Below are 20,848 nucleotides of genomic sequence, written 5' to 3' on the forward strand. Positions count from 1 at the left end.
TAAGGGAAAGGGAACATCAACCGCGCTTGGCGTACAGCTTCGGCTCGCCCGGCGGGCGGCTCTTGAAGCGCCGGTGGGCCCACAGGTATTGCTCGGGGCAATCGCGCAGCACGCCTTCGACCCACTGGTTGATGCGGATGCAGTCGGCCTCTTCGGTCTCGCCGGGAAAATCCTCCAGCGGCGCGTGGATCACCAGCCGGTAGCCGCTGCCGTCGGCCAGGCGTTCCTGGGTGAACGGCACCACCAGCGCCTTGCCCAGCCGGGCGAACTTGGTGGTGGCGGTGACGGTCGCCGCCTGGATGCCGAACAGCGGCACGAAAATGCTTTGCTTGGCGCCGTAGTCCTGGTCCGGCGCATACCAGATCGCCCGGCCCGAACGCAAAAGCTTGAGCATGCCGCGCACGTCGTCACGCTCCACCGCCAGCGAATCGAGGTTGTGCCGCTCGCGGCCGCGGCGCTGGACGAAATCGAACAGCGCGTTCTTGTGCTCGCGGTACATGCCGTCGATGGTGTGCCGCTGGCCGAGCAGCGCCGCGCCGATCTCAAGCGTGGTGAAGTGCGCGGCCATCAGGATCACGCCCTTGCCCTCGCGCTGGGCCTTCTGCAGGTGCTCAAGCCCTTCGACATGGGCCAGTTTGGCCAGGCGCTGGCGCGACCACCACCAGCTCATCGCCATCTCGAAGAAGGCGATGCCGGTGGAGGCGAAGTTCTCCCTGAGCAGGCGCTCGCGCTCGGCGGCGGACTTTTCCGGGAAGCACAGCTCCAGGTTGCGCTTGGCGATGCGCCGCCGGTCGCCGGCCAGGCGATACATCACGGCGCCGAGAAACCGACCGATGGCCAGCAAGGCCGGGTACGGCAGCTGCACGATCAGCCACAAGAGCCCCAAGCCGCACCAGAGCGGCCAGAAGCGCGGGGAAAGAAAGGCGGTTCGAAAACGCGGGCGTTCCATTAAAGCTTCCGTCAATGCAGTGGCCGCGCATTCTACATCGTTCGACCCGGCTTGCGGCTGGCCGGCGTTCTCGTTATAAGTCTCGGCACTTTTAGTGACAAGCCGTTGTATCCCGACATGAGCCAAACCGAACCGCTAGACCAGGATCCCGTGTTCCAGTTGAAGGGCAGCATGCTTGCCATCACCGTGCTGGAGCTGTCCCGCAACGACCTCGACAGCCTCGACCGGCAACTGGCGGCCAAAGTGGCCCAGGCCCCGAACTTCTTCAGCAACGCGCCGCTGGTCCTGGCCCTGGACAAACTGCCGCCGGGCGAAGGCGCGGTCGACCTGCCGGGACTGATGCGCGTGTGCCGCCAGCACGGCCTGCGCACCCTGGCGATCCGCGCCAGCCGCATCGAGGACATCGCCGCCGCCATCGCCATCGACATCCCGGTGCTGCCGCCGTCCGGCGCCCGCGAGCGGCCGCTGGAAGCGCCTGAGCCCGAGGTGAAGAAGCAGCCGGAAAAGGCGCCGGAGCCGGCCGTCAAGCCGACCCGCGTCATCACCTCGCCAGTACGCGGCGGCCAGCAGATCTACGCCCAGGGCGGCGATCTGGTGGTGATCTCTTCGGTCAGCCCCGGGGCGGAACTTCTGGCCGACGGCAACATCCATGTATACGGCCCGATGCGCGGACGTGCGCTGGCCGGCGTCAAGGGCGACACCAAGGCGAGGATTTTCTGCCAGCAATTGAGCGCTGAACTGATCTCCATCGCAGGCCATTACAAGGTTTCCGAAGATTTGCGCCGCGACCCGCTGTGGGGCGCCGGCGTGCAGGTCAGCCTGTCGGGCGACGTGTTGAACATCATTCGGCTTTAACGGATACTGCCGCATTTTCCAAGCATCTCTGAAACATAGCGAAAACGGCTCAAACGAAGTAGGAAAAAGGCCAAAAGCCGAATTCCAGCCAAGGCTGTCCGACTGCATTAGTTTTCAAGAGATGTTTTTCAGGGGCTGAACAGTCCTTCTTCCTTAGGGGTGAAACACCTTGGCCAAGATTCTCGTGGTTACATCCGGCAAGGGTGGTGTGGGTAAGACCACCACCAGCGCCGCTATCGGTACCGGCCTCGCACTGCGCGGGCACAAAACAGTCATCGTCGACTTCGACGTGGGCCTGCGTAACCTCGACCTGATCATGGGTTGCGAGCGTCGCGTGGTGTACGACTTCGTCAACGTGGTCAACGGCGAAGCCAACCTGCAGCAAGCCCTGATCAAGGACAAGCGCCTGGAGAACCTGTACGTGCTGGCCGCCAGCCAGACCCGTGACAAGGACGCGCTGACCCAGGAAGGCGTGGAAAAGGTCCTGATGGAACTCAAGGACCAATTCGACTTCGTGGTCTGCGACTCCCCGGCGGGCATCGAAAAAGGCGCGCACCTGGCCATGTACTTCGCTGACGAAGCGATCGTCGTGACCAACCCTGAGGTTTCCTCGGTACGCGACTCCGACCGCATGCTGGGCCTGCTGGCCAGCAAGTCGCGCCGCGCCGAAAAAGGCGAAGAGCCGATCCAGGAACACCTGCTGATCACCCGCTACCACCCGGAGCGTGTCGAGAAGGGCGAAATGCTCGGCGTCGAAGACGTCAAGGAAATCCTCGCCGTCCGCCTGCTGGGCGTCATTCCGGAATCCCAGGCCGTGCTCAAGGCCTCCAACCAGGGCGTCCCGGTCATCCTCGACGACCAGAGCGATGCCGGCCAGGCCTACAGCGACACCGTCGACCGTCTGCTGGGCAAGGAAAAAGAACACCGGTTCCTCAATGTCGAGAAGAAGGGATTCTTCGAGCGTCTGTTTGGAGGTAGGTAATGAACCTTTTTGACTTCTTTCGTGCCAACAAGAAGCCCAGCACCGCCTCGGTAGCGAAAGAGCGTCTACAGATCATCGTGGCGCATGAACGCGGCCAGCGCAGCACCCCCGACTACCTGCCGTCCCTGCAGAAGGAACTGGTGGAAGTGATCCGCAAGTACGTCAACATCGGCAACGACGACGTGCACGTGGCGCTGGAAAGCCAGGGCAGCTGCTCGATCCTGGAACTCAACATCACCCTGCCAGACCGCTGATCCGGCCTGACGGGAACGACGGCGGCTTCAGGCCCTTCCAGCGATGGAACGGCCTGAAGCCGCCGTCGGCATTTGTCACGAGACTGTTTTAATGCCGCTGTCCAACATCCGCATCATCCATCAGGACGCCGCCATTCTGGTGGTCGACAAGCCCACCCTGCTGCTCTCGGTGCCCGGCCGGGCCGAGGACAACAAGGACTGCCTGATCACCCGCCTGCAGGAAAACGGCTACCCGGAAGCGCGAATCGTCCATCGGCTGGATTGGGAAACGTCCGGCATCATCCTGCTGGCCCGCGACCCCGACACCCACCGCGAACTGTCGCGCCAGTTCCACGACCGGGAAACCGAAAAGGCCTACACCGCCTTGTGCTGGGGCCAGCCGGAACTGGACAGCGGCAGCATCGACCTGCCCCTGCGCTACGACCCGCCGACCAAGCCGCGCCATGTCGTGGACCACGAGTTCGGCAAGCACGCCCTGACCTTCTGGCGCGTGCTGGAGCGTTGCGGCGACTGGTGCCGCGTCGAGCTGACCCCGATCACCGGCCGCTCGCACCAGTTGCGCGTGCACATGCTGTCCATCGGGCATCCGCTGCTGGGCGACGGGCTCTATGCCCATCCGCAAGCCCTCGCGGCCTGGCCGCGCCTGTGCCTGCACGCCAGCATGCTCAGCTTCACCCACCCCCAGTCCGGCGAACGCTTGCGTTTCGAGTGCCCGGCTCCGTTCTAAGCGCCGCCCAGAGGGGCAGTCGCCTGTATTGAGACAAGGATTTTTGTTCCGGATGAGCGGTATCGATCCCCTGGCAACACCCGTCAAGAAAACCCGTCACCAACTGCTTTACCTGATTTACGGCAACCAGGATGTGTACCGGCGCGAAGCCAAGTTCAGCATCCTCACCGCCCTGTCCCAGGCCAAGAACGGCAAGCGCCCGGCGATCCGGATCCTCACCGACCGGCCGCAGGACTACGCCGGCTGGCCGGTGGACACCATCCTGCTGGACGAACAGACCCTGACCCGCTGGCAAGGCAGCCACGGCTACCACCACCGGCGCAAGGCCTGCGCGATCGCCGCCGGCCTGCAACTGGCGCAGAAGACCCTGTTCGTCGACACCGACACGCTGTTCACCAGCGACCCCAACCGGTTGTTCCAGCACATCACCCCCGGCCAGTCGGTGATGGACCGCTTCGAGTACGACTGGAAAGACGTGCACCAGCGCCAGGATTACCTCAAGCTCGCCCGCGACCTCGATGCCCACGGCGTGACGCCCGACAACGGCTTCAAGCTCTACAACAGCGGCCTGTGCGGGGTCACCGACAGCGACTCGGCGCTGTTCGAGGAGTCGATCCGCCTGATCGACGAATGGACCGCCGGCGGCTTCGAGATCCACACCATCGAGCAGATCGCCTTGTCGTACGCCATGCGCAAGCGTCCGGTGGTGGAGGCGCGCAAGCACATCTACCACTACTTCGCGGAGAAGCGCTTCTTCCATGCGATGCAGGCGTACTTCTTCTCCCAGCACGGCGAAGCGTTCAGCCAGCGCCTGGTGGACCTGTGCACCGATGTGCCGCGGGCCAAGCCGTTCCCGTCGGCCTGGCAACGCCTGAAGATCAAATGGAAGCTGCGCAACCAGAGCGGCACCTTGCGCAAGGTCGGCCGCGACTTGCTGTACGGCAGCGCGGCGCCGGACCATCCGTACTACACCGCTTGCCGCCATGAATGGTGGGAATGCGCGTCGCGGGAAATCCTGCGCTGGGACGAAAGCCGCCGGAAAAAGCTGCTGGACCATCCTCGCTGGCCGCAGCAACTGCCGCGTCCGGACAAGCCCGAAGACGAAAAGATCATCATGAGCTACCTGAAGAAGCGGGTGTCGGCGGCCCGCTGAGCCGGTTGCATTGCCCTTTGGTGCCTTTCGCCAGCAGGCAGGCTTCCACAGAAAAGCGGCGGGCAGGTGTGTTGCCCGTCGCGGGCAAGCCCGCTCCCACAGGTTTGCGGGCGCCAGCCTGCCGGCGTGGCGCCGGACCAGGCACCGCAAGGCCACGACCAAGACAGTTGCGCCCGCATGTCCCCAGCCTCGGACCGATGGGGTAAACTCCCGCCCATCGCTGTCTGGAGCCTCTTATGCGCGAAGAGTTGAACCAAGGCCTGATCGACTTCCTCAAGGCCTCCCCTACCCCGTTCCACGCCACCGCCAGCCTTGCCCAACGCCTGGAGGCCGCCGGTTACGTGCGCCTCGACGAGCGCGAGCCGTGGCACACCGAAGCCAACGGCCGTTACTACGTCACCCGTAACGACTCCTCGATCATCGCCATCAAGATGGGCCGCCACTCGCCGCTGCACGACGGCATCCGCCTGGTCGGCGCCCACACCGACAGCCCGTGCCTGCGGGTCAAGCCGCAGCCGGAACTGCAGCGCCAAGGCTTCTGGCAGCTGGGCGTCGAAGTCTACGGCGGCGCGCTGCTGGCGCCGTGGTTCGACCGCGACCTGTCGCTGGCCGGCCGCGTCACCTTCCGCCGCGACGGCAAGGTCGAAAGCCAGCTGATCGACTTCAAGGCGCCGATCGCGATCATCCCTAACCTGGCGATCCACCTCAACCGCGAAGCCAACCAGGGCTGGGCGATCAACGCACAGACCGAACTGCCGCCGGTGCTGGCGCAGTTCGCCGGCGACGAGCGCGTGGACTTCCGCGCCGTGCTCACCGACCAGCTGGCCCGCGAACACGGCCTCAACGCCGATGTGGTGCTCGACTACGAGCTGAGCTTCTACGACACCCAGAGCGCCGCCGTCATCGGCCTGCACGGCGACTTCATCGCCGGCGCCCGCCTGGACAACCTGCTGTCGTGCTACGCCGGCCTGCAGGCCCTGCTCAACGCCGACACCGAAGAGACCTGCGTGCTGGTGTGCAACGACCACGAAGAGGTCGGCTCCTGCTCGGCCTGCGGCGCCGACGGCCCGATGCTGGAGCAGACCCTGCGCCGCCTGCTGCCCGAAGGCGACGAGTTCGTGCGCACCATCCAGAAGTCCCTGCTGGTCTCGGCCGACAACGCCCACGGCGTGCACCCCAACTACGCCGAGAAGCATGACGGCAACCACGGCCCGAAACTCAACGCCGGCCCGGTGATCAAGGTCAACAACAACCAGCGCTACGCCACCAACAGCGAAACCGCCGGGTTCTTCCGCCACCTGTGCATGGCCGAAGAAGTGCCGGTGCAAAGCTTCGTGGTGCGCAGCGACATGGGCTGCGGCTCGACCATCGGCCCGATCACCGCCAGCCACCTGGGCGTGCGCACCGTCGACATCGGCCTGCCGACGTTCGCCATGCACTCGATCCGCGAACTGTGCGGCAGCCATGACCTGGCGCACCTGGTCAAGGTGCTGAGCGCGTTCTACGCCAGCCGCGAACTGCCGTAACCCGCCCTTGCTCCCGCCGGGCTGCAAGGCAGCACCGAAACCCGAGCATGCGATGCCGCAGGCACACCGCATGCCCGGGTTTACGGTCGCTGCGCAACCGGGCGGCAGCAAACGCCCTCGCCACAAAGGCCTTTGTCCTCCGCCGGGCAAAATCCCACCTAGACTTGAACCATCCCCTTCGACAAGGCAGTCGCCATGATCTCGATGTCATCGTTCCACGCCATGCTCATTCCGATCCTGTCGGGCATGATCCTGCTCGCCATCGGCTTCAACTTCCGCGACAAGAACGCCGGCGTGTTCGCCATGTGGGTCGGCATGCTGATGATCCTGGCCACCGTGGTCTACAAGATCCTGGCCAAACTCAACGAATGAGCCGCGCTGCGCTCGCATTGGCTCCGGCGGGCTCGTACACTCGCCCGATCCGCCCCTTGCGAGGTTGACTGCCCCGTGTTCGCCCGTCTCTTCACCCTGCCCTGCCTGTTTCTTGTGTGCCTGATGTCGTTGCTGCCGCTGGCGCCGGCCGGGGCGGTCGGCCTGCCGGGCATCCTCAACGGCGCGAACAAGGCCCAGCCCGAAGCCCAGGAACCGCTGGGCCAGTCGCTGGACGAAGTCATCAAGTCGCTGGAAAACGATCAGCAGCGCGCCCGCTTGCTGACGGACCTGAAGAAACTGCGCGACGCCACGCAAAAGGCCCAGGCCACCCCGGAAGAAGGCGTGCTGGGCCTGATCGGCGGCACCCTGGCCAACTTCGAGAAGCAGTTTTCCGGCGCCGACAGCCCGCTCAGCCGCTGGCTCGCCGAATTCGACCAGGCCCAGGACGAGCTGGCTGCCCTGATGGTGCCCGCCAGCGAATGGGTGCCGATCATCTTCGCCTTCGCCGTGATCCTCGCGGTCTGGAGCCTGCTCGCCGCCGCGCTGATCTGGCTCGGGCACCGGGTGCGCCTGCGCTTCGGCCTCACCGAAGAACTGCCGCAGCACCCCAAGGCCCTCGACATGCTGCGCTTCGCCTTGCGCAAGCTCGGGCCGTGGATGATCGCGCTGGTGATGACCGTCTACATGAGCTACGCCCTGCCGTCGTCGCTGGGCAAGAGCCTGGCGATGGTGCTGGCGTATGCCCTGGTGGTGGGCACCTGTTTCTCGGCGATCTGCGTGATCGCCTTTTCCCTGCTCGACGGGCCGCACCGCCACCGTGCGCTGTACATCCTGCGGCATCAGGCGTTCCGGCCGCTGTGGCTGATCGGCAGCTTCGCCGCGTTCGGCGAAGCCCTGAACGATCCGCGCCTGATCGCCAGCCTCGGCGCGCATCTGGCGCATACCGCCGCCACGGTCGCCAATGTCCTCGCCGCCCTGTTCACCGCGCTGTTCATCCTGCGCTTCCGGCGGCCCATCGCCCACCTGATCCGCAACCAGCCGCTGTCCCGCCGCCTGACCCGCCGCGCCCTCAGCGACACCATCGAGATCCTGGGCACGTTCTGGTACGTCCCGGCGCTGGTGCTGGTCGGCATTTCGCTGTTCGCCACGTTCATTTCCGCCGGCGACACCAGCACCGCATTGCGCCAGTCGCTGATCTGCACCGTGCTGCTGGTGCTGTGCATGGTCATCAACGGTCTGGTGCGCCGTCACGCGCTCAAGCCGCAGCGCGGGCCGAAGCGCCATGCGTTCTATTCCGAGCGCCTCAAGGGCTTTTTCTACACCCTCGCCCACCTGGCGGTGTGGCTGGCGTTCATCGAGCTGGGCCTGCGGGTGTGGGGCAAGTCGCTGATCGGCTTCACCGAAGGCGAAGGCCACGACGTCAGCGTCAAGCTGTTCAGCCTGATCGGCACCCTGATCTTCGCCTGGCTGATCTGGATCCTCAGCGACACCGCCGTGCACCACGCCCTCACCCGCTCGCGCAAGGGCCTGGCCAACACCCGGGCGCAGACGATGATGCCGCTGATCCGCAACGTGCTGTTCGTGGCGATCTTCATCGTGGCCCTGATCGTCGCCCTGGCCAACATGGGCATGAACGTCACGCCGCTGCTGGCCGGTGCGGGCGTGATCGGCCTGGCCATCGGCTTCGGTGCGCAGTCGCTGGTGGCGGACCTGATCACCGGGTTGTTCATCATCATCGAAGACTCGCTGGCCATCGACGACTACGTGGACGTCGGCGGCCACCTGGGCACCGTCGAAGGGCTGACCATCCGCACCGTGCGCCTGCGGGACATCGACGGCATCGTGCACACCATCCCGTTCAGCGAAATCAAGAGCATCAAGAACTACTCCCGCGAGTTCGGCTACGCGATCTTCCGGGTCGCGGTGCCGTACAACATGGACATCGACGAGGCGATGAAGCTGATGCGCGAGGTCGGCCAGAAGATGCGCACCGATCCCCTGCAGCGCCGCAACATCTGGTCGCCGCTGGAGTTTCAGGGGGTGGAGAGCTTCGAGTCCGGCAACGCGATCCTGCGGGCGCGCTTCAAGACCGCGCCGATCAAGCAATGGGAAGTCTCACGGGCGTTCAACCTGTCGCTCAAGCGCCACCTGGACGAAGCCGGGCTGGACCTGGCGACGCCGCGCATGAGCGTGCAGGTGGTGACGGCCGGGGGCGCAGAGCCGAAACCGGATTAACCGGGGCCCCGCCATCGCGAGCCTGCCGGCGATGGCGTCGGCAAGCGCACCGATTCAGTCAGACCACATCGACGCCGACATGGATCGCGTCATGCCGCCAGAACTCCAGGTCGCAGTCGATCAGCCGCTCGTGCTGGTCGTAGTTGACCCGGGCGATCCGCAGGCCCGGGCTGCCCACCGACACCCGCAGCGCCGCCGCAGCATCCACCGACAGCGAGGTCGGCACGATCTCGAACCGCACCCGTCCGTAGTGCAGGTCGTAGTTGCGCGCGTACAGCTCGGTGATCGACTGGTTCAGGTCGCAGTCCAGGATGCCCGGAAAATACTGCGGGTTCAGGTAGTGCTCCACATACAGCACCAGCCGCCCGTCGATGCGCCGCGACCGGCAGATCTGGATCACGCTCGACAGCGCCGGCAGTTGCAGCCAGGCGCACACCGCCGCCGACGCCGGCTGCAGCCGCGCCGAAATCACCTCGGTCGACGGCACCCGCCCCTGGGCGCTGACCATCGCATGGAAGTGGCTGCGCTGCATCAGGTTGTAGGCCAGGCGCGGCGGCGACACGAACCAGCCACGGCGCTCCTCGCGGTAGATCTGCCCTTGGGCCTCCAACTGCAGCAACGCCTCGCGCACCGTGATCCGGGTGGTGCCGAACAGCTCGCTGAGCTTGCGCTCGGCCGGCAGTTTGCTGCCGGGCGCCAGCAGGCCGTGGTTCATCTGCTCCTGAAGGATCTGGCAAATGGCTGTCACCGCTTTTGTTGCCTCATCGCGCATCAACGTTACCTATCTGGACTAGACCAGCACTGTTTCGGGGCAGAACCGCGCTGCAAAACCGGCTCATCACTGAATGCAAAGCCTAGGCAGCGCAGATGACCGGGAGATGACAAAACCGCCCGGCGGTCACGTTCACAGCCTGCAATACATCGGCCAAGTCCTTTGCGGGCCGGGCTTCGGCCATGGTCTACGCTTACCGGGCAGCCTGCGACGGCCCGCAGAAAAAAACACCGCCGGACGGTCGCCGACATCAAAGTGTCATCCAGCCCCCTTAGATTGGCTCAGGTATTGCTGACCTAGACCAACACACACCGCAATCGCAGCGTTGAACACGACCCAAGGAGCTTCGGAATGAAACAGTTTTTCCTGGCATCACTGTTAGGCTCGACCATTGCAATGTGCACCGCCGCCATGGCGGCCGACGACCTGAAAACCCTGGAAGCCGCTGCGAAAGCGGAAGGCGCCGTCAACAGCGTCGGCATGCCCGACGACTGGGCCAACTGGAAAGGCACCTGGGAAGACCTGGCCAAGCAGTACGGCCTCAAGCACGTCGACACCGACATGAGCTCGGCCCAGGAAATCGCCAAGTTCGCCGCCGAGAAAGACAACGCCACCGCCGACATCGGCGACGTCGGTGCCGCCTTCGGCCCGATCGCGGTCAAGCAAGGCGTGGTGCAGCCGTACAAGCCGAGCACCTGGGAGCAGGTGCCTGCCTGGGCCAAGGACAAGGACGGCAACTGGGCGCTGGCCTACACCGGCACCATCGCCTTCATCGTCAACAAGAAGCTGCTGCACGGCTCCGAAGTGCCGACCAAATGGGCCGACCTCAAGGGCGGCAAGTACAAGGTCTCCATCGGTGACGTGAGCACCGCCGCGCAAGCCGCCAACGGCGTGCTGGCCGCCGCGCTGGCCAACGGCGGCGACGAGAAGAACCTGCAGCCGGCGCTGCTGCTGTTCGCCGATATCGCCAAGCAGGGCCGCCTGTCGATGTCCAACCCGACCATCTCCACCATCGAGAAGGGTGAAGTGGAAGTCGGCGTGGTCTGGGACTTCAACGGCCTGAGCTACAGGGCCAAGATGGCCAACCCGGATGACTACGTGGTGCTGATCCCGTCCGACGGCTCGGTGATTTCCGGCTACACCACCATCATCAACAAATACGCGAAGAACCCGAACGCAGCCAAGCTGACCCGCGAATACATCTTCAGCGACGCCGGCCAGATCAACCTCGCCCGCGGCAACGCCCGTCCGATCCGCGCCGAGCACCTGACCCTGCCGGAAGACGTGAAGGCCAAGCTGCTGCCGAACGAGCAGTACAAGAAGGTCACCCCGATCAAGGACGCCGATGCGTGGGAAAAGACCTCCAAGGCCCTGCCGCAGAAGTGGAACGAAGAAGTCATCGTCGAGATGAAGTAAGCCGATAGATCCCCACTGGGTCTGGTACAAAACCCTGTGGGAGCGGGCAAGCCCGCTCCCACAGGATCCGTGTCGATTTCGAGTTTCCCGTTCTTATTGTTTCGCGGAGTTTCTGCCCCTATGAAGCACAACGTCATCCTTGTCGTGCTCGACGGCCTCAGCCACGAGGTCGCCCGTCACGCCATGGGGCATCTGCAAGCTTATGTCGGCGCAGGACGCGCCGCACTCCATCAACTGGAGTGCGAGCTTCCGGCCCTGTCCCGACCGCTGTACGAATGCATCCTCACCGGCGTGCCGCCCATCGACAGCGGCATCGTCCACAACAACGTCTCGCGCCTGTCCAACCAGCGCAGCATTTACCACTACGCCAAGGACGCGGGCCTGACCACCGCCGCGGCGGCCTACCACTGGGTCAGCGAGCTGTACAACCGCTCGCCGTTCGTGGCGGCGCGCGACCGTCACACCGACGATCCGGCCCTGCCGATCCAGCACGGCCACTTCTACTGGAACGACCACTATCCGGACTCGCACCTGTTCGCCGACGCCGAGCACCTGCGCCTGCGCCACAGCCCGAACTTTTTGCTGATCCATCCGATGAACATCGACGACGCCGGCCACAAGCACGGCCTCGACTCGCCCCAGTACCGCAACAGCGCCCGCAGCGCCGACATCATCCTGGCCGACTACCTGCAAGGCTGGCTCGACGCCGGCTATCAGGTGCTGGTGACCGCCGACCACGGCATGAACAACGACCGCTCGCACAACGGCCTGCTGCCGGAAGAGCGGCGGGTGCCGTTGTTCGTGCTGGGCGATGCCTTCAGCCTGGACGCGGGCGCGCGGCCGAAGCAGACCGACCTGTGCGGCACCGTCTGCGAACTGCTCGGCGCGCCCCACGACAAACCTGTTTGCCGGGAGCTGCTCAAGTGAATCCGATGACCCGCAGCAAATGGCTGGCCGCCCTGTGCCTGGTGCCTTTCGCCCTGTTCTTCATCGTGTTCGAGATCGCACCGCTGGCCTGGGTGATGATCAACAGCCTGCAATCGGAGGAGTCCGGCTGGGGCCTGGCCAACTTCACCAGGATCTTCAGCTCCAAGTTCTACCTGCAAGCGATCCAGTACAGCCTGGAAATCAGCTTCTGGTCGAGCGTGTTCGGCATCGTCATCGCGGTGCTGGGCGCCTACTCCTTGCGCCGCGTCGACAGCAAACTGCGCAACTTCGTCAACGCCTTCGCCAACATGACCAGCAACTTCGCCGGCGTGCCCCTGGCCTTCGCGTTCATCATCCTGCTGGGCTTCAACGGCAGTTTCACGATCATGCTGAAACAGGCCGGGATCATCCAGGACTTCAACCTGTACTCCAAGACCGGGCTGATCATCCTCTACACCTACTTCCAGATCCCCCTCGGCGTGCTGCTGCTCTATCCGGCCTTCGATGCGCTGCGCGAGGACTGGCGCGAGTCCGCCGCGCTGCTCGGCGCCAGCGGCTGGCAGTTCTGGCGCCACATCGGCCTGCCGGTGCTGACCCCGGCGCTGCTCGGCACCTTCGTGATCCTGCTGGCCAACGCCCTCGGTGCCTACGCGACGGTCTACGCACTGACCACCGGCAACTTCAACGTGCTGCCGATCCGCATCGCGGCGATGGTCTCCGGCGACATCTCGCTGGATCCGAACCTGGCCAGCGCCCTGGCCGTGGTGCTGGTGATCCTGATGACCCTGGTGACCGTCGTGCATCAACTGCTGCTCAAGAGGAGCTACCATGTCTCGCGCTGAATCCGGCCCGGCCGGCCTCTACCACCGCGCCGTGGTCTGCCTGCTGTTCGCCATTCTGCTGCTGCCGCTGGCCGGCACGCTGGTCTACTCGATCGCCAGCAGCTGGTCGGCCACGGTGCTGCCCAGCGGCTTCACCTTCAAGTGGTACATCCAGCTGTGGAGCGATCCGCGCTTCCTGCATGCCTTCGGCCAGTCGCTGTTGGTGTGCGTAGGGGCGCTGGTGCTGTCGGTGGTGCTGATCCTGCCGCTGCTGTTCGTGGTGCACTACCACTTCCCCAAGCTCGACGCGCTGATGAACATCCTGATCCTGCTGCCCTTCGCGGTGCCGCCGGTGGTGTCTTCGGTGGGGCTGCTGCAGCTCTACGGCTCGGGGCCGCTGGCGATGGTCGGCACGCCGTGGATCCTGATCGGCTGCTACTTCACCGTGGCGCTGCCGTTCATGTACCGGGCGATCACCAACAACCTGCAGGCGATCAACCTGCGCGACCTGATGGACGCCGCCCAACTGCTCGGCGCCAGCACCTGGCAAGCGGCGTTCCTGGTGGTGCTGCCGAACCTGCGCAAGGGCCTGATGGTGGCGCTGCTGCTGTCGTTCTCGTTCCTGTTCGGCGAGTTCGTGTTCGCCAACATCCTGGTCGGCACCCGCTACGAAACCCTGCAGGTGTACCTGAACAACATGCGCAACAGCAGCGGCCACTTCACCAGTGCGCTGGTGATCTCCTACTTCTTTTTCGTGCTGGTCCTGACCTGGGTCGCCAACATCTTGAACAAGGACAAAAGCCAATGAGCTATGTCAGCGTCCAACACCTGCAAAAGCACTACGCGGGCACCACGGTGTTCAGCGACATCAACTGCGAAATCAACAAGGGCGAATTCGTCACCCTGCTCGGCCCGTCCGGCTGCGGCAAGTCCACGCTGCTGCGCTGCATCGCCGGTCTGACGCCGGTGGACGGCGGCAAGATCCTGCTGGACGGCGTCGACATCGTGCCCCTGAGCCCGCAGAAGCGCGGGATCGGCATGGTGTTCCAGAGCTACGCGCTGTTCCCCAACATGACCGTGGAGCAGAACGTGGCGTTCGGCCTGCGCATGCAGAAGGTCAACGCCGACGACAGCCACAAGCGCGTGGCCGAAGCGCTGAAACTGGTGGAGCTCAACGACTTCGCCGGCCGCTACCCCCATCAGCTGTCCGGCGGCCAGTGCCAGCGCGTGGCCCTCGCCCGCTCCCTGGTCACCCGGCCCCGCCTGCTGTTGCTGGACGAACCGCTGTCGGCCCTCGATGCGCGGATCCGCAAGCACCTGCGCGAGCAGATCCGGCAGATCCAGCGCGAACTCGGCCTGACCACGATTTTCGTCACCCATGACCAGGAAGAAGCGCTGACCATGTCCGACCGGATTTTCCTGATGAACCAGGGAAAGATCGTACAGAGCGGCGATGCCGAAACCCTGTACACCGCCCCGGTGGACGTGTTCGCCGCCGGTTTCATCGGCAACTACAACCTGCTGGACGCCGACAGCGCCTCGAAGCTGCTGCAACGCCCGGTCCACCACCGCATCGCCATCCGCCCGGAAGCCATCGAACTGCGCCTGGACGGCGAACCCGATGCGCAGATCCGCAGCCACAGCCTGCTGGGCAACGTGATCCGCTACCGGGTCGAGGCCCGGGGCGTGGAACTGGTGGTGGACGTGCTCAACCGTTCGGCGGCGGACCTGCACCCCGACGGCCGCCGCCTGAAGCTTTCCATCGATCCGACGGCGCTGTGCGAGGTGGCTTGAGGGCAGCTATAAGCGGCAAGCTATTAGCGGCAAGCTGCAAGCGGCGAGCTGTAGGTTGCTGTTTGTTCAAATTCATTCTTGCGGCTTGAGGCTTATGGCTTGAAGCTGCCTACAACGAGACCCCACCGATGGCCCTGGCAATTTTTGATCTGGACGAAACCCTGATCCACGGCGACTGCGCCTCCCTCTGGAGCGAGCAGATGGGACGGCTGGGCTGGGTCGACCCCGAGTCGTTCATGCGCAGGAACAACGAACTGATGGACGCCTACAGCCATGGCAAGCTGCGCATGGAGGACTACATGGCGTTCAGCCTCGAGCCGCTGATCGGCCGCACCCCGGCGGAGGTCGAACACCTGGTCGAACCGTGGGTGGAAGACTTCATCGAACCCATCATCTTCAGCGATGCGACCAAAGCCATCGCCGCCCACCGCAAGGCCGGCGACCGGATCCTGGTGATCTCGGCCTCGGGCACGCACCTGGTCAAGCCGATCGCCGAACGCCTGGGCATCGACGAAATCCTCGGCATCGAACTGGAGGTCGCCCATGGCGTGTACAGCGGCCAGACCACCGGCATCCTGACCTACCGCGAAGGCAAGATCACCCGGCTGTTGGAGTGGCTGGACGCCGAGGAAGAGAACCTGGAGGGCGCAAGCTTCTATTCCGACTCGCGCAACGACCTGCCGCTGCTGCTGAAGGTGGACTACCCGCACGTCGTGAACCCGGACCCGGTGCTGCGCGAACACGCCGAACAGGCCGGCTGGCCGATCCATCTCTGGACCTGACCGTCCTGCGGGAGCGTCGGACCGCGCCGCCGCTCCCACGGGACCTTCGGGCCGTCAGGCCAGGCTGTCGTCGATCACCAGCACCACCTTCCCCGCCACCGTATTGCTCGCCAGCTGCGCAAACGCCGCTTCGGCGTCCTTGGCCGCGAAGGTCTTCGCCAACTGCGGGCTCAATCGTCCTTCGGCGAACAGCGGCCAGACATGCTGGTTGAGATCGGCAAACAGATCGGCCTTGAACCCGTCGTCGCGGCTGCGCAGGGTCGAACCCAGCAACTGCACACGCTTGCTCAACACCTGGGCCAGGTCCAGCTTCGCCTCGCGCCCGCCCATCAGGCCGATCAGCACCCAGCGGCCGTCCTGCGCCAGCAGCTTGAGGTTCAGCGCCGAGTAGTGGCCGCCCACCGGATCCAGGATCACATCGAACGGGCCGAAGTCCCGCAGGCTCTCCAGGTCATCGGTGCGCACCGCACCGCCCTGGGCCCCCAGCGCTTCGCAGTAGGCCAGGCGCTCGGCCGAGCCGACGCTGACCCAGCACGGGTTGCCGAACGCCTTGCACAGCTGGATGGCGGCCGAGCCGATGCCGCTGGCGCCGGCATGCAGCAGGACCTTCTCGCCCGGCTTCAGCGCCGCCAGCCGGAACACGTTCAGCCAGACCGTTGCGTACACTTCGGGCAGCGCGGCGGCTTCGGCCAGTGACAGGCCCTCCGGCACCGCCAGCACGTGCCGTCCGTCGACGACCACTTCTTCGGCCATCCCGCCGCCCGCCAGCAGCGCGCACACCCGGTCGCCGACCTGCCAGGACGACCCCGCGCCGACTTCGCTGACCACCCCCGAACACTCGAGACCGAGCACCTGGCTCACCCCCGGCGGCGGCGGATAGAGCCCGGCCTTCTGCAACAGATCGGCGCGGTTGAGCCCCGCCGCCGCCACCCGGATGCGCACTTGCCCCGCATCGCACGCAGGACTCGGCTCATCTACCCATGCCACTTGACCGTCAACGCCTTGCAATGCCTTCACACTGCCTCCATAGTGAGTCTGGACTGAGCCCGAAGCTGTAGCGCCGGGCTTTTTGCATTATGCGACCGGCCCTGGGTCTGAACGAACACTGAACGATTGTGTTCGGGCAGAGCGCAGAGGTACCGGCGACTTCAAAGACGGCCTAATATGCGTTATCAATTGTCCCCGCGTCGAATCAGCATGAAGCATCTGCTCCCCAGCTCCGCCCTCGCCCTCATCATCGGTATCGGTCTGCTGCCGGTCTCGGGCAGCTCATTCGCAGCCAACAGCTGGGACAAGCTGCAGCCAGACCGTGACGAAGTGATCGCCAGCCTGAACGTCGTCGAACTGCTCAAGCGCCACCACTACAGCAAGCCGCCGCTGGACGACGCCCGTTCGGTGATCATCTACGACAGCTACATCAAGCTGCTGGATCCGTCGCGCAGCTACTTCATGGCCAGCGACATCGCCGAATTCGACAAGTGGAAGACCCAGTTCGACGACTTCCTCAAGAGCGGCGACCTCAACGCCGGGTTCACCATCTACAAGCGCTACCTGGACCGCGTGAAGGCGCGCCTGGACTTCGCCCTCGGCGAACTGGGCAAGGGCGTCGACAAGATGGACTTCACCACCAAGGAAACCTTGCTGATCGACCGCAAGGACGCGCCTTGGCTCAAATCCACCGCCGAGCTCGACGACCTGTGGCGCAAACGCGTCAAGGACGAAGTGCTGCGGATGAAGATCGCCGGCAAAGAGCCCAAGCAGATCCAGGAAACCCTGACCAAGCGCTACAAGAACCAGCTGGCGCGCCTGGACCAGACCCGCGCCGAAGACATCTTCCAGGCGTACATCAACACCTTCGCGATGTCCTACGATCCGCACACCAACTATCTGTCGCCGGACAACGCGGAAAACTTCGACATCAACATGAGCCTGTCCCTCGAGGGCATCGGCGCCGTGCTGCAGAGCGACAACGATCAGGTGAAGGTCGTGCGCCTGGTGCCCGCCGGACCTGCCGACAAGACCAAGCAGGTCGCCCCGGCGGACAAAATCATCGGCGTCGCCCAGGGCAACAAGGAAATGGTCGACGTGGTCGGCTGGCGCCTGGACGAAGTGGTCAAGCTGATCCGCGGCCCGAAAGGCACCGTGGTGCGCCTGGAAGTGATCCCGGCCAGCAATGCGCCTAACGACCAGACCAGCAAGATCGTGCCGATCACCCGCGAAGCGGTGAAGCTCGAAGACCAGGCCGTGAAGAAGTCCGTGCTCAACCTGAAGCAGGACGGCAAGGACTACAAGCTCGGCGTGATCGAGATCCCGGCCTTCTACCTCGACTTCAAGGCGTTCCGTGCCGGCGATCCGGACTACAAGAGCACCACCCGCGACGTCAAGAAACTGCTGACCGAGCTGCAGAAAGAGAAAGTCGACGGCGTGGTCATCGACCTGCGCAACAACGGCGGCGGTTCCCTGCAGGAAGCCACCGAACTGACCAGCCTGTTCATCGACAAGGGCCCGACCGTGCTCGTGCGCAACGCTGACGGCCGCGTCGACGTGCTCGAAGACGAAAACCCGGGCGCCTTCTACAAAGGGCCGATGGCGTTGCTGGTCAACCGCCTGTCCGCCTCGGCTTCGGAGATCTTCGCCGGCGCCATGCAGGACTACCACCGTGCGCTGATCATCGGCGGCCAGACCTTCGGCAAAGGCACCGTGCAGACCATCCAGCCGCTGAACCACGGCGAGCTGAAACTGACCCTGGCCAAGTTCTACCGCGTCTCCGGCCAGAGCACCCAGCACCAGGGCGTGCTGCCGGACATCGACTACCCGTCGCTGATCGACACCAAGGAAATCGGCGAAAGCGCCCTGCCGGAAGCCATGCCGTGGGACACCATCCGCGCGGCGATCAAGCCGGCGGTGGATCCGTTCAAGCCGTTCCTGGCGCAGCTCAAGTCCGAGCATGACACCCGCACCGCCAAGGACGCGGAGTTCGTGTTCATCCGCGACAAGCTGGCCCTGGCGCAGAAGCTGCTGGAAGAGAAGACCGTCAGCCTCAACGAAGCCGACCGCCGCGCCCAGCACGCCGACATCGACGCCAAGCAACTGGCGATGGAGAACATCCGCCGCAAGGCCAAGGGCGAAGAGCCGCTCAAGGAACTGAAGAAAGAAGACGACGACGCCCTGGCCGCCGCCGAGCCGGACAAGGTCAAGCCGGAAGACGACGCCTACCTGAGCGAGACCGGGCGGGTGCTGCTGGATTACCTGAAACTGAGCAACCAGGTCGCCAAGAAGTAAGGTGATGGCAATTTAATGGTGACGATCCCCGGATCGTCATCAAACAGTCATCATTCTGTCGTGCAATAAAGGACTGGGAGCGACTCTTGAACAAGAGCGCTCCCAGTCCTTTTTTTATCGCCCGAGATTGCCATGACCACGACCGAACAGCTGAGTGCCTTGAGCTCGATCCTGACTCAAAGCGGTTTGCACAGCCTGTTCCAGCCGATCATCTGCCTCTCGGAGCGGCGCATCCTCGGCTACGAGGCCCTCACCCGGGGCCCGTCCAACAGCCCGCTGCACTCCCCCATCGCCCTGTTCGCCGTGGCCCGCCAAGCCGGTCGCCTGAGCGAACTGGAGATCGCCTGCCGGCAAAGCGCTTGCCGGCGCTTCAACGAACAGCGTCTGCCGGGCAAGCTGTTCCTCAACGTCTCGCCGGAGTCTTTGCTTGAGGCCGCGCACCAACCGGGGCGCACGCTGCAGTTGCTTCAGGACTTCGGCATCCCGCCCAGCCAAGTGGTGATCGAACTGACCGAGCAGACGCCGACCGACGACTTCCAGTTGCTGCAAACGGCGCTGCACCACTACCGGGCCATGGGATTCTCAATTGCGCTGGACGACCTCGGCGCCGGCTATTCGAGCCTGCGGCTCTGGTCGGAGCTGCGCCCGGACTATGTGAAGATCGACCGCCACTTCATCGACGGCATCCATCAGGATGCGCTCAAGCGCGAGTTCGTCGGTTCGATCCTGCAGATCGCCAAAGCCTCCCGGGCCCAGGTGATCGCCGAGGGCATCGAACTGCCGGAAGAGCTGGCCGTGCTCACGGAAATGGGCATCGACCTGGTGCAGGGCTACCTGCTGGGCCGCCCCCAGGAACACCCGCCCCGGGACGCCCGGGCGATGATGCCCAAGCATGACAGCAGCGCCGTCGCCCTGAACGACGAAGGCAGCGACCTCAGCGCCCTGCTCAACGACCAGCCGGCGGTCAACCGCGACACCCCGACCGCCACCGTCCTGGAAGCCTTCCGCCGCCAGGCCAACCTCAATTCGCTGGCGGTGCTCGACGCCCAGGGCCAGCCCTGCGGCATCGTCCACCGGCACTCGCTGTCCGATGCGCTGCTCAAGCCGTTCGCCACCGACCTGTTCGCCCGCAAGCCGATCAGCCGCCTGATGAGCGAAGACTTTCTCGCCGTGGAAATGAACCAGTCGCTGCAGCAGGTCAGCCGCCTGATCACCAGCCGCGCCCGGCAACGCATCGAAGAGGACTTCATCATCACCCTCAACGGCAGCTACCTGGGCCTGGGCCGGGTGATCGACGTGCTCAAGCTGATCACCGAACTGAAGATCCAGCAGGCCCGCTACGCCAACCCCCTGACCCTGCTGCCCGGCAACGTGCCGATCCAGCAGTGCCTCACCCGCCTGCTGCAGCAGGGCCGCGAGTCGATCATCTGCTACGTCGACATCGACAGCTTCAAGCCCTTCAACGACATCTACGGCTACGGCCGGGGCGACGAAGTGCTGCTGTGCCTGGCCCAATGCCTGAACGAACGCGTCGACCCCACCCGCGACTTCGTCGGCCACATCGGCGGCGACGACTTCCTGCTGGTGCTCGGCCCGGAGGACTGGCGCAAGCGCCTCAACCAGTTGCTCGACGACTTCCAGAGCCAGTGCCGCCGCTTCTACCGCCCCGAACACCTCGACGCCGGCTGCTTCACCGCGCCGAACCGTCAGGGGGTGCGTCAGGAATTCCCGCTGCTGTCGCTGTCCATCGGCGTGGTGCACCTGCACCCTGAGGCGTGCGGGCAACTGGACGCCAGCCAGCTCGCGGAGATGGCGTCTCAGGCCAAGCACCACGCCAAGAACATGCCGGGCTACAGCGTGCACGTCATCGACAGCCGGGCCGGGCCTGACGCTGAGCCGGCGTTGCTGATGGGGCAACGCTGACACTGTCTCCTGTGGGTGCGGGCAAGCTCGAACGGCAGGCGCAAAAACGGGGCGGGAGGTTGCCCTCACGCCCCGTTC

Annotated in this window: 19 protein-coding genes; 16 read left to right on the forward strand and 3 right to left on the reverse strand. The window is 64.8% G+C overall.

Annotation, left to right across the window (positions count from 1 at the left end; genetic code table 11):
- Positions 1–16: 16 nt before the first annotated feature.
- Positions 17–949: a lipid A biosynthesis lauroyl acyltransferase gene (locus KVG96_RS16205; RefSeq protein ID WP_217893032.1), complete on the reverse strand. Its 933-nt coding sequence runs from the start codon at positions 947–949 to the stop codon at positions 17–19.
- Between the two features lie 117 nt (positions 950–1,066).
- On the opposite strand from KVG96_RS16205, the gene minC reads away from it, so the two are divergent.
- From minC to KVG96_RS16245, 8 genes are all read left to right on the forward strand, one after another.
- Positions 1,067–1,804, forward strand: coding sequence for a septum site-determining protein MinC (gene minC, locus KVG96_RS16210; protein WP_217893033.1), 738 nt, complete (start codon positions 1,067–1,069; stop codon positions 1,802–1,804).
- 169 nt (positions 1,805–1,973) lie between these two features.
- Positions 1,974–2,786 (forward strand): septum site-determining protein MinD, encoded by an 813-nt coding sequence (minD, locus tag KVG96_RS16215; RefSeq protein ID WP_085577676.1) that lies wholly within the window; start codon positions 1,974–1,976, stop codon positions 2,784–2,786.
- Positions 2,786–3,040 (forward strand): cell division topological specificity factor MinE, encoded by a 255-nt coding sequence (minE, locus tag KVG96_RS16220; RefSeq protein ID WP_007960071.1) that lies wholly within the window; start codon positions 2,786–2,788, stop codon positions 3,038–3,040. Before minD ends, minE begins: the two co-directional genes overlap by 1 nt.
- A gap of 91 nt (positions 3,041–3,131) precedes the next feature.
- The gene (locus KVG96_RS16225) at positions 3,132–3,767 is read left to right on the forward strand and encodes an RluA family pseudouridine synthase (RefSeq protein WP_085577677.1); all 636 of its coding nucleotides are present in this window, start codon (positions 3,132–3,134) and stop codon (positions 3,765–3,767) included.
- A gap of 52 nt (positions 3,768–3,819) precedes the next feature.
- Entirely contained in the window at positions 3,820–4,920 is a 1,101-nt protein-coding gene (locus KVG96_RS16230) for a hypothetical protein (protein ID WP_217893034.1), read from the forward strand.
- A gap of 236 nt (positions 4,921–5,156) precedes the next feature.
- Entirely contained in the window at positions 5,157–6,446 is a 1,290-nt protein-coding gene (locus tag KVG96_RS16235) for a M18 family aminopeptidase (protein WP_085577679.1), read from the forward strand.
- A gap of 195 nt (positions 6,447–6,641) precedes the next feature.
- Positions 6,642–6,818 carry a hypothetical protein gene (locus KVG96_RS16240; RefSeq protein ID WP_007965354.1) on the forward strand — a complete coding sequence of 59 codons (177 nt, stop codon included), beginning with the start codon at positions 6,642–6,644 and terminating at the stop codon, positions 6,816–6,818.
- 75 nt (positions 6,819–6,893) lie between these two features.
- The gene (locus tag KVG96_RS16245) at positions 6,894–9,053 is read left to right on the forward strand and encodes a mechanosensitive ion channel domain-containing protein (protein ID WP_217893035.1); all 2,160 of its coding nucleotides are present in this window, start codon (positions 6,894–6,896) and stop codon (positions 9,051–9,053) included.
- 58 nt (positions 9,054–9,111) lie between these two features.
- Here the strand turns inward: KVG96_RS16245 and KVG96_RS16250 are convergent, their stop codons facing one another.
- On the reverse strand, positions 9,112–9,825 hold the full coding sequence (locus KVG96_RS16250; protein ID WP_217893036.1) for a UTRA domain-containing protein: 714 nt from the start codon (positions 9,823–9,825) through the stop codon (positions 9,112–9,114).
- Positions 9,826–10,176: 351 nt separating this feature from the next.
- Between KVG96_RS16250 and KVG96_RS16255 the strand changes: the two genes are divergently transcribed.
- The 6 genes from KVG96_RS16255 (at position 10,177) to KVG96_RS16280 (ending at position 15,565) form a co-directional block, all read left to right on the forward strand.
- On the forward strand, positions 10,177–11,241 hold the full coding sequence (locus KVG96_RS16255) for an ABC transporter substrate-binding protein (protein WP_217893037.1): 1,065 nt from the start codon (positions 10,177–10,179) through the stop codon (positions 11,239–11,241).
- Positions 11,242–11,361: 120 nt separating this feature from the next.
- A complete protein-coding gene (locus tag KVG96_RS16260; RefSeq protein WP_217893038.1) occupies positions 11,362–12,168 on the forward strand; it encodes an alkaline phosphatase family protein in 807 nt (268 codons plus the stop codon).
- Positions 12,169–12,173: 5 nt separating this feature from the next.
- Positions 12,174–13,010 carry an ABC transporter permease gene (locus tag KVG96_RS16265; protein WP_217894237.1) on the forward strand — a complete coding sequence of 279 codons (837 nt, stop codon included), beginning with the start codon at positions 12,174–12,176 and terminating at the stop codon, positions 13,008–13,010.
- The gene (locus tag KVG96_RS16270; RefSeq protein ID WP_217893039.1) at positions 12,997–13,797 is read left to right on the forward strand and encodes an ABC transporter permease; all 801 of its coding nucleotides are present in this window, start codon (positions 12,997–12,999) and stop codon (positions 13,795–13,797) included. Before KVG96_RS16265 ends, KVG96_RS16270 begins: the two co-directional genes overlap by 14 nt.
- Positions 13,794–14,783 carry an ABC transporter ATP-binding protein gene (locus KVG96_RS16275; RefSeq protein WP_217893040.1) on the forward strand — a complete coding sequence of 330 codons (990 nt, stop codon included), beginning with the start codon at positions 13,794–13,796 and terminating at the stop codon, positions 14,781–14,783. The genes KVG96_RS16270 and KVG96_RS16275 overlap by 4 nt, the downstream gene beginning before the upstream one ends.
- 128 nt (positions 14,784–14,911) lie before the next feature.
- Positions 14,912–15,565, forward strand: coding sequence for an HAD family hydrolase (locus tag KVG96_RS16280; protein ID WP_217893041.1), 654 nt, complete (start codon positions 14,912–14,914; stop codon positions 15,563–15,565).
- A gap of 54 nt (positions 15,566–15,619) precedes the next feature.
- Here the strand turns inward: KVG96_RS16280 and KVG96_RS16285 are convergent, their stop codons facing one another.
- Complete coding sequence (locus tag KVG96_RS16285; protein ID WP_217893042.1) at positions 15,620–16,582, reverse strand: NAD(P)H-quinone oxidoreductase; 963 nt, start codon at positions 16,580–16,582, stop codon at positions 15,620–15,622.
- Positions 16,583–16,762: 180 nt separating this feature from the next.
- On the opposite strand from KVG96_RS16285, the gene KVG96_RS16290 reads away from it, so the two are divergent.
- Both KVG96_RS16290 and KVG96_RS16295 read left to right on the forward strand, forming a co-directional pair.
- Positions 16,763–18,847: a carboxy terminal-processing peptidase gene (locus KVG96_RS16290; protein WP_217893043.1), complete on the forward strand. Its 2,085-nt coding sequence runs from the start codon at positions 16,763–16,765 to the stop codon at positions 18,845–18,847.
- Positions 18,848–18,979: 132 nt separating this feature from the next.
- Complete coding sequence (locus KVG96_RS16295; RefSeq protein ID WP_217893044.1) at positions 18,980–20,770, forward strand: bifunctional diguanylate cyclase/phosphodiesterase; 1,791 nt, start codon at positions 18,980–18,982, stop codon at positions 20,768–20,770.
- The last annotated feature ends 78 nt before the right edge of the window (positions 20,771–20,848 follow it).

It is taken from the genome of Pseudomonas ekonensis (genome assembly GCF_019145435.1).
GTDB classification, from domain to species: domain Bacteria; phylum Pseudomonadota; class Gammaproteobacteria; order Pseudomonadales; family Pseudomonadaceae; genus Aquipseudomonas; species Aquipseudomonas ekonensis.

Coding starts and splice junctions, on each gene's coding strand:
- KVG96_RS16275 (WP_217893040.1), top strand. CDS start 13,794: ATGAGCTATGTCAGCGTCCAACACCTGCAAAAGCACTACGCGGGCACC.
- KVG96_RS16255 (WP_217893037.1), top strand. CDS start 10,177: ATGAAACAGTTTTTCCTGGCATCACTGTTAGGCTCGACCATTGCAATG.
- KVG96_RS16270 (WP_217893039.1), top strand. CDS start 12,997: ATGTCTCGCGCTGAATCCGGCCCGGCCGGCCTCTACCACCGCGCCGTG.
- KVG96_RS16250 (WP_217893036.1), bottom strand. CDS start 9,825: ATGCGCGATGAGGCAACAAAAGCGGTGACAGCCATTTGCCAGATCCTT.
- KVG96_RS16260 (WP_217893038.1), top strand. CDS start 11,362: ATGAAGCACAACGTCATCCTTGTCGTGCTCGACGGCCTCAGCCACGAG.
- KVG96_RS16205 (WP_217893032.1), bottom strand. CDS start 949: ATGGAACGCCCGCGTTTTCGAACCGCCTTTCTTTCCCCGCGCTTCTGG.
- KVG96_RS16225 (WP_085577677.1), top strand. CDS start 3,132: ATGCCGCTGTCCAACATCCGCATCATCCATCAGGACGCCGCCATTCTG.
- KVG96_RS16280 (WP_217893041.1), top strand. CDS start 14,912: ATGGCCCTGGCAATTTTTGATCTGGACGAAACCCTGATCCACGGCGAC.
- minE (WP_007960071.1), top strand. CDS start 2,786: ATGAACCTTTTTGACTTCTTTCGTGCCAACAAGAAGCCCAGCACCGCC.
- minC (WP_217893033.1), top strand. CDS start 1,067: ATGAGCCAAACCGAACCGCTAGACCAGGATCCCGTGTTCCAGTTGAAG.
- KVG96_RS16295 (WP_217893044.1), top strand. CDS start 18,980: ATGACCACGACCGAACAGCTGAGTGCCTTGAGCTCGATCCTGACTCAA.
- KVG96_RS16265 (WP_217894237.1), top strand. CDS start 12,174: ATGACCCGCAGCAAATGGCTGGCCGCCCTGTGCCTGGTGCCTTTCGCC.
- KVG96_RS16290 (WP_217893043.1), top strand. CDS start 16,763: ATGAAGCATCTGCTCCCCAGCTCCGCCCTCGCCCTCATCATCGGTATC.
- KVG96_RS16240 (WP_007965354.1), top strand. CDS start 6,642: ATGATCTCGATGTCATCGTTCCACGCCATGCTCATTCCGATCCTGTCG.
- KVG96_RS16235 (WP_085577679.1), top strand. CDS start 5,157: ATGCGCGAAGAGTTGAACCAAGGCCTGATCGACTTCCTCAAGGCCTCC.
- KVG96_RS16230 (WP_217893034.1), top strand. CDS start 3,820: ATGAGCGGTATCGATCCCCTGGCAACACCCGTCAAGAAAACCCGTCAC.